The 7,502-nt window shown below is 76.7% G+C and carries 2 protein-coding genes; both read left to right on the top strand.

Annotation, left to right across the window (positions count from 1 at the left end; genetic code table 11):
- Nucleotides 1-4,813 (top strand): beta-ketoacyl synthase N-terminal-like domain-containing protein (locus VIW71_RS09545; protein WP_331621635.1); only part of this gene is annotated, 4,813 nt, incomplete at its 5' end.
- A gap of 6 nt (nt 4,814-4,819) precedes the next feature.
- Nucleotides 4,820-7,502 (top strand): type I polyketide synthase (locus VIW71_RS09540; RefSeq protein WP_331621633.1); only part of this gene is annotated, 2,683 nt, incomplete at its 3' end.

Below are 7,502 nucleotides of genomic sequence, written 5' to 3'. Positions count from 1 at the left end.
GCGGTACGCCGACGCCCTGCGCGACTCCGACCGCGTACTCGGGGTGATCCACGGCAGCGCGGTCAACCCCGACGGCCGCAGCGCCGGGCTCACGGTGCCCAACTCCGCCGCCCAGGAGGACCTGCTCCGCGAGGCCCTGCGAGCGGCCGGACTCGGGGCCGGGGCGCCCGTCTACGTCGAGGCGCACGGCACCGGAACCCCGCTCGGCGACCCCTTGGAAGCCGCCGCCCTCGGTGCCGTACTGGGCCGGAGCCGGACCGCGGACCGCCCGCTGCTGCTGGGCTCTCTCAAGGGCAATTTCGGCCACATGGACTCCGCCGCCGGGATCGCCGGACTCCTCAAGGCGCTGCTTGTGGCCCGGCACCGGGTGGTGCCGCCGACGCTGCACCACAGCGAGCCCTCGCCGCTCATCGACTGGTCGGCCGCCCACGTCGCCGTCCCCACCGAGCCGACGCCGCTCCCCGAACTCCCCGAACTCCCGGCGGGGGTCGGCCCGGCGGTCGTCGGCGTGAGCGCCTTCGGGCTGTCCGGCACCAACGCGCACGTCCTGCTCTCCGCGCCGCCCTCCGCCGCGCCCGAGCCGGCCGGCCCCGCGCCCGGCGCTCCCCGTACGCTGCTGGTCTCCGCGACCAGCCGGGAGGCCCTGGCCCGGACCGCCGCCGACCACCGCGAACTGATCGAGCGCACCCGCGGCGGCCTCGACCGCCTGCTCGCCGCCGCGGCGGTACGGCGCGACCACGGCCCGCACCGACTGGCCGTGGTCGGTGACGACACGGCCGAACTCGCCGCCGGGCTGCGGGACTTCGCAAGCGGTGTGCCCAATCCCGCGGTCGCGCACGACCAGGTCCCCGAGGGCGCCCCGCGGCCGGTCGTGCACGTCTTCTCCGGCCAGGGTTCGCAGTGGCCCGGCATGGGGCTGGACCTCTACCGGACCGAACCGCTGGTCCGGGATGTCCTGGACGAGTGCGCGGAGCTGATCCGGGAGCTGGCCGGCTGGTCGCTGCTGGACGCGCTCGGCGACCGCGACCCGCACCGGCTGGCGGCCACGGAGGTGGCGCAGCCCGCCCTGTTTGCGGTGCAGATCGCGCTGTCCCGGCTGTGGGCGTCCTGGGGGGTGCGGCCGGACCTGGTGGTCGGCCACAGCATGGGCGAAGTCGCCGCCGCCTGCGCCGCCGGGGCGCTCACCCTGCCCGATGCGGTCCCGCTGATCGTGCGGCGCGGCCGGTTGATGCAGCGGGCCCACGGCACCGGGCGGATGGCGGCGGTGCCGTGGTCCGTGCAGGAGACCCGGGAGGTGCTCGCCGACCACCCGGAGGTGTGCGTCGCGACGGTCAACGGCCCTCGTGCGGTGGTGATCGCCGGCCCGCCGGAGCCGATGGACCGGGCCGTACGGCACCTGGAGACCCTGGGAGCCCGGGTGATCTGGCTCCCGGTGGACTACGCCTTCCACAGCCCGCTGGTCGCCGACCACGCCGACGCCCTGGTAGCGGACCTGGTCGGCCTCGCCCCGGCCGAGCCCGCGATCCCGTTCGTCTCCAGCGTCCACCCGGAGCAGGACTCCCCGGTGCTCGACGCCGCCTACTGGGGGCGCAACCTCCGGGACCCGGTGCTGCTCTGGCCCGCCGTGGACCGGCTGCTCGCCCGGGGCGACGCGGCCTTCGTGGAGATCGGTGCCCACCCGGTCCTGTCCGGCCCGCTCCGGGCAGCGCTGACCCACCGCGACCGTACCGGCCCGGTGATCGGCTCCCTGGTGCGCGGCCTCGCCGCCCCGGTCGCCCTGGCCCGCGCCCGGGCCCGCGCCCACGCCGCCGGGCTGCCGGTGGACTGGGCAGCCCTCCACCCCGCCCCGGTTCCGGGCGCCGCACTCCCCCCGCCGCGCTGGGGCGGGGAACGCTACTGGCTGCCGGGCGTCGAGCGGGGTCAGCAGGAATCCCCCGCCCCGAGCCCGGCGGGACCGCTGCGCGCCGAAGTCCGGGTGTACGACGAGCAGGGCCGGACGGTCGCCGAACTGGACACGGCACTGACACCGGCACCCACACCCCAGCCGCCCGCCGTTCCGGTGCCGGCCCGGACCGCCGCTCCCCTTCCCGCGGACGGCCACGCCGACCGGGAGCAGGTCGCCGAGGCGATCCAGCGCTGCCTGGCGGTGACCCTCGGTCACGCGCCCGACCGGCGGCTGCCGCCCACCCACGGCTTCTACGAGCTGGGGCTGGACTCCGTCGCCGCGGTGGAGTTCGCCCGCCGGGTGGCCGAGGCCACCGGCCGTCCGGTCGACGGGGCGGACGTACTGGCCCACCCCACGGTGGCGGACCTCGCCGACTTCGTACTGGCCCAGGGCCCCGCCCCGGTCCGTGCCGCCGGACTCGTCCCGTCCCCGCGCGTCGCCGAACCCGTGGCCCATGCCCTGGCCGACCCCGCAGCCGACCCCGCAGACGGCCCCGCCGCCGAACCCATCGCCGTCATCGGCCTCGCCTGCCGCCTCCCGGGCGGGGTCGAGGACCCGGAGGGCCTGTGGCGGCTGCTCGCGGACCGTACCGACGCCACCTCCGAGGTGCCCGCCGGGCGGTGGGATGCCGCGGCGCTGCTCCAAGGGCCCGCGGGGCTCACGGACGGCGGGACGGCCCAGCCCGGGCGGACGGCCACCGCGCGGGGGGCGTTCCTGGACCGGGTGGACGGCTTCGACCACGGCTTCTTCCGGATCACGCCGCGCGAGGCGCGCAGCATGGACCCGCAGCAGCGGCTCTTCCTGGAGGTCGCCTGGGAGGCGCTGGAGGACGCCGGGCTGCCGGCCGCCGCCCTGCGCGGCACCCGGACCGGGGTGTTCGTCGGCCTCAACACCAGCGACTACAAGGAGTTGGTGACCCGGCGGGCCGAGGACGTCGACCTCTACTACGGCACCGGGAACTCCTTCAGCGGCACCGCCGGCCGGCTCTCGTACTTCCTCGGCGTGCACGGCCCCAGCCTGGCCGTGGACACCGCCTGCTCCTCCTCGCTCACCGCAGTGCACCTGGCCTGCCAGAGCCTGCGTACGGGGGAGAGCGAGACGGCCGTCGCGGGCGGCGCCAACGTGATGTCCACTCCCACCGTCCACCTGGCGATGTCGGCGGCGGGCGCGCTCGCGCCGGACGGCCGGTGCAAGACCTTCGACGACTCGGCGGACGGGTACGGGCGCGGTGAGGGCGCCGCTGCGGTCGTCCTCAAGAGGTTGTCGAGCGCGCGGCGCGACGGTGACCGGGTGTACGCGGTGATCCGAGGCAGCGCGGTCAACCAGGACGGGGCGAGCGCCGGTCTGACCGTACCCAGCGGCCGGGCCCAGGAGGACGTCATCCGCGCCGCCCTGGACCAGGCGGGCGTGACGGCGGGACAGGTGTCGTACGTCGAGGCGCACGGCACCGGAACCCGCCTGGGCGACGCCATCGAACTGCGCGCCCTGGCCGCGGCGCTGGGCGGCGGCCGGACCGCGCGGACGCCGCTGCTGGTCGGCTCGGTGAAGACCAACATCGGCCACCTGGAGGCGGCCGCCGGGGTCACCGGCCTGATCAAGACCGTGCTCGCGCTGCGCACCGGGGAGATCCCCGCCCAGCTCCACACCGCCACCCCGACCCGCCAGGTCGACTGGGCGCGCCTGGGCGTCCGGGCGGTCACCGAGCAGATCCCCTGGCCCGACGCCGGACCCGCCCCGCGTACCGCCGGGGTCAGCGCCTTCGGGTTCACCGGGACCAACGCCCACGTCGTCCTCCAGGCCGCCGACCCCGGGCAGCCGCCCGCACCGCACCGCACCCCTTACGGCTCCTGGGTGCTCACCGCCTCGGCGGCCGACCCGGCAGCGCTGCGCGCGGTCCTCGCCCGGCTGCGGGACCGCGTCCTGGCCGCTCCCGAGTCCGAACTGGCCGACCTGTGCTGGACCGCCGCCGTCCGCCGCAGCCACCTCCCGCACCGGGCCGCGGTGATCGGCAGCGGCACCCGGGAGCTGGCCGAACGCCTGGAACGGGCGGAGAAGGAGCTGGCCACCCGCGCCGAACTGCTCGGCCCCGCCGCCGAGGACGCCGACAGGTGGACCGGCGCGACGGACGGCGTGCGCTTCGGGGTGGTCGGCGCCGGTCAGGACGAGGACCGGCACGCTCCGGCGGCGCGCCCGTCCGGGCCCGCCGAAGCCGCCACGGCCTACGTCCAGGGCCGTCCGGTGGACTGGGCCGTGCTGTTCCCGGCCGCCGGGCGGGTCGTGTCGCTGCCGCGCTACCCCTGGCAGCGCACCCGGCACTGGATCGACGCGCCCGGCGCCGCGCGGCCCGCACCGCCACAGCCCGACGAGGCGCCGGAGACGGCCGCGCCGACCCCGTCCGGGGCTGCCGCGCCGCTGGCCGCGGAACTGCTCGCGCTGCCCCCCGAGCCGCGCGAACAGCGGCTGCTGGACGCCCTGCTGACGGCCGTCGCCGAGGTGATGGGCAGCGCCGGCGGAGACGTCGGTCCGGACCAGGGGTTCTTCGACCTCGGCCTGGACTCGGTGCTCTCCCAGGAGCTCAAGGCCCGCACCGAGCGGCTGCTCGGCTGCGAACTGCCCGGCACGGTCATGTTCGAGTGCCCCACCACCCGCTCGCTGGCCCGGTTCGTGCTCGACGAGATCCTCCCCGGCGCCGAGCCAAACCCGGCCGCGCCGAGCGCGGACCCCGGCGACGCGGGCGAGCCCGGCCCGGCCGCGCCCACCGCGGACCCCGGCGACGCGGGTGAGGGCGGCCTCACCGACGACGAACTCCTCGCCCGGCTGCTGGACGCGGTCGCCGGCTCGCAGGCACTGCTCAACGAGGGAGAGTGACGGACGATGACGACGGCCCGACCCGGCGCCGCACCCGGCGACTACCGTGCCGGTCTGCTGGACGCCCTGCGCACCATCGAGCAACTGCGCGGCCGTATCAAGGAGCTCGACTCCGGCGCCCGGGCCCTGGCCGAACCCATCGCGGTGGTGGGCCTGAGCTGCCGCCTGCCCGGCGGCGCGCAGGACCCGGAGGCGTACTGGCGGATGCTCGGCGACGGGGTGGACGCCACCGGCGAGTTCCCCGCCGAGCGCGCCGACGCCCGGGCGCTGTACGACCCCGACCCGGACGCCCCCGGCAAGGCGTACACCATCCGCGGCGGCTTCCTCGGCCGGGTGGACCGCTTCGAGCCGGCCGTCTTCGGCATCTCGCCCCGAGAGGCGCTGGGCATGGACCCGCAGCAGCGCCTCGCCCTCGAGGTGGCCTGGGAGGCGCTGGAGCGGGCCGGTTACGCCCCCGACGCGCTGGACGGCAGCGGCACCGGCGTCTACCTGGGCGTCAGCACCACCGACTACGTCCGGCTGCGGCAGGCGCACGGCTCGGCCGCGGACGTGGACGCGTACCAGCTCATCGGCGAGCCCAGCTTCGTCGCCGGGCGGATCTCGTACACCCTGGGGCTGCGCGGGCCCAGCAAGGTCGTGGACACCACCTGCTCGTCCTCGCTGGTGGCCGTGCACGAGGCGTGCCAGGCGCTGCGGCTCGGCGAGTGCGACATGGCGCTGGCCGGCGGCGTCAACCTGATGCTGGCGCCGTACGGGTTCCTGCTGATGAGCAAGATGCGGGCGCTGTCGCCGGACGGCCGGTGCAAGACCTTCGACGCCACCGCCGACGGATACGCGCGCGGCGAGGGCGCCGGCGTGGTGGTGCTGAAACGGCTGTCGGACGCGATCCGCGACCGCGACCACATCGCGGCGGTGCTGCGCGGCTCCGCCGTCAACCACGACGGGCGCAGCAGCGGCCTGACCGTGCCCAACCCGGCCGCCCAGCAGCAGGTCATCAACGGCGCCCTCGCCCAGGCCGGCATCGCCGCCGGCGAGGTGGACTACGTCGAGGCGCACGGCACCGGCACCGCCCTCGGCGACCCGATCGAGCTGCGCGCCCTGCAGGCCGCCCTCGCCCGGCACCGCACGGACGGCGAACCGCTGCTGGTCGGGTCGGTGAAGACCAACATCGGTCATCTGGAGGCCGCGGCCGGCGTCGCCGGGCTGATCAAGCTCATCCTCTCCCTCCAGCACGGCCGCATCCCGGCTCACCTGCACTTCACCACCCCCAATCCGAACGTGGACTGGGACCGGCTGCGGATCCGGGTCACCGCCGAGCCGCAGAAATGGCCCGAGCGGGGCCGGGAGCGGATCGGTGCCATCAGCAGCTTCGGCTCCAGCGGCACCAACGCGCACGCCGTGGTCAGCTCGGCGCCCGACCCCGAACCCGAGCCGGTCGCCGCGCCCGCAGGCGCACCGTACGGACTGCTGCTCGCCTCCGCCCGCACACCCGAGGCGCTGCGCGAGACCGCCGAACGGTACGCCCGGGAACTGCGCCGGCAGCCTGAAGCCGCGCTGGCCGACGTGTGCTGGACCGCCCAGGTCGGCCGGGCCCGCCAGCAGTACGGGCTGGCCGTCGTCGGGGACGGCCTGGACTCCCTCACCGAGGCGCTTGAGCGCTACGCGCGCGGCGAGCACGACCCGCGCCTGGCCGCCGCCACGCTGCCCGCGTACAAGCACCGCAAGACCGCGTGGCTGTTCACCGGGCAGGGCGCCCAGTACCCGGGCATGGGCCGCGACCTGCTCGGCGAACCCGCGTTCCGGGCGGCGTTCGAGGAGTGCGAGCGGCTGATCGACCCGCTGCTGGGCCGCCCGCTGCGCGAGGTGCTGTGGCCGCAGGCCCCTCAGCTGACGGGCCGGCCGATCGGCAACACCCGTTACGCCCAGCCCGCGCTGTTCGCCGTGGAGTACGCGCTGGCCCGGATGTGGCTGGCCTGGGGCGTGCGGCCCGGCGCGCTGCTCGGCCACAGCGTCGGCGAGATCGCGGCGGCGTGTGTGGCCGGCGTGTTCGGGCTCGCCGACGCCTGCCGACTGGTCGTCGCCCGCGCCGATCTGATGGCCGCCCTGCCGCCCGGCGGTGCCATGGCCGCGGTCACCTGCTCCGAGGACACGGCCCGCGCCGCGCTCGCGGGGCGCTCCGGCCGGCTCGCCGTGGCCGCCGTCAACGGCCCGACGGAAACCGTGCTGTCCGGCGACGCCGCGGACCTGACCGCCGTCCTGGCGGAGCTGGCGGCCCAGGGGGTGCGCGGCCGGCGACTGGCGGTCTCGCACGCCTTCCACTCCCCGCTGCTGGAGCCCATGCTCAAGGAGTTCCGCGCGGTCGCCGAGGAGCTCACCTACACCGCCCCGGCGGTGCCGCTGATCTCCGACGTCACCGGCCGCCCCTGGGGCCCGGCCGAGATCGGCCCGGACTACTGGGTGCGCCACGCTGCCTCGCCGGTGCGGTTCCACGACGGCCTGACCACGCTGCGCGCCGAGGGCTACCGGACCTTCCTGGAGATCGGCCCGGCGCCGGGGCTCACCGGCCGCGGCGACCGCGCCACCGACGACCCCGACTGCGCCTGGATCCCCTCGCTGCTGCCGCCCGCCCCCGCCGGGCGCCCGGACGCCGCCGGCCGCCCGGACACGCACGGCCGCGCCACCGTCCGCC

It is taken from the genome of Streptomyces sp., assembly GCF_036524955.1.
GTDB lineage: Bacteria > Actinomycetota > Actinomycetes > Streptomycetales > Streptomycetaceae > Actinacidiphila.
This window is presented reverse-complemented; position numbering and strand designations above follow the sequence as displayed.